We start from the raw sequence: 1,025 nt of genomic DNA, 5'->3' as shown, positions 1-1,025 counted from the left end.
CCCAGCGCGCTGAGAGCGGTTTTGACGATGTGGGGGGCGGTGAGTTCTGCCTGCTCGTACTGGGCTTCCTGGGTGTTATGATCGATGAAGATATCGGGCAGGGTCATGGGGCGGAAGCGCACATGGTCCAGCAGGCCGGTGCTGGCCAGATGGTGGCCCACCTGCGCGCCGAATCCGCCAATGGAGCCTTCTTCCAGCGTGATCAGCACCGCATGGTTGCGGGCCAGATTTTCCACCAGCGCGGTATCAATCGGCTTGGCGAAGCGGGCATCGGCCACCGTGGGGGCCAGACCATGGGCGGCCAGCATGTCCGCCGCCTTCAGGGCTTCGGCCAGACGCGGCCCGAGGGAGAGGATGGCAACGCCGCCTTTCTCCGCCCCGGCCTGACGGCCCATCTCGCGGATAATCCGGCCCTTGCCGATCTCCAGAACCTGGCCTTCCGCCGGCAGCTCAAGCCCGAGCCCGTTGCCACGCGGGTAGCGCAGGGCAATCGGGCCTTCATCAAATTCGGCGGCCGTGGCGGTCATGTGCAGCAGTTCCACCTCGTCAGACGGAGCCATGATGCTGATGCCGGGCAGGCAGCCCAGATAGGCAATGTCGAACGAGCCCGCATGGGTGGCGCCATCCGCCCCCACCAGACCGGCGCGGTCAATGGCGAAGCGGACCGGCAGCTTCTGGAGCACCACGTCATGCATCACCTGATCATAGGCGCGTTGGAGGAAGGAGGAGTAGATGGCGCAGAACGGCCGCAGCCCTTCCGTGGCCATGCCCGCGGCAAAGGTCACGGCATGCTGTTCGGCAATGCCCACATCAAAAAAGCGGTTCGGGTAGTGTTTGGCAAAGGCGTCCAGCCCCGTGCCGGAGGGCATGGCGGCGGTAATGGCGGTGAGTTTCTCATCCGTAGCGGCCCGGCGCACCAGCTCGCGCGCGAAGACGGAGGTGTAGGACGGCGGCCCGGCGGGGCCTTTCTTCTGCTCCCCGGTGACGACATTGAACTTGGCCACGGCGTGATACTTGTCCCCGGC

Annotated in this window: 1 protein-coding gene; it reads right to left on the bottom strand. The window is 65.8% G+C overall.

From position 1 onward, the window contains the following. A partial coding sequence (locus GOB82_RS13205) for a transketolase C-terminal domain-containing protein (RefSeq protein ID WP_276510355.1) occupies nucleotides 1-1,025 on the bottom strand: 1,025 nt, incomplete at both ends.

Origin of the sequence: Acetobacter farinalis (genome assembly GCF_011516935.1) — a bacterium.
Taxonomy (GTDB): Bacteria; Pseudomonadota; Alphaproteobacteria; order Acetobacterales; family Acetobacteraceae; genus Acetobacter; species Acetobacter farinalis.
Note: the sequence above shows the minus strand (reverse complement) of the source record. Positions and strands in the feature narration are given on the sequence as shown.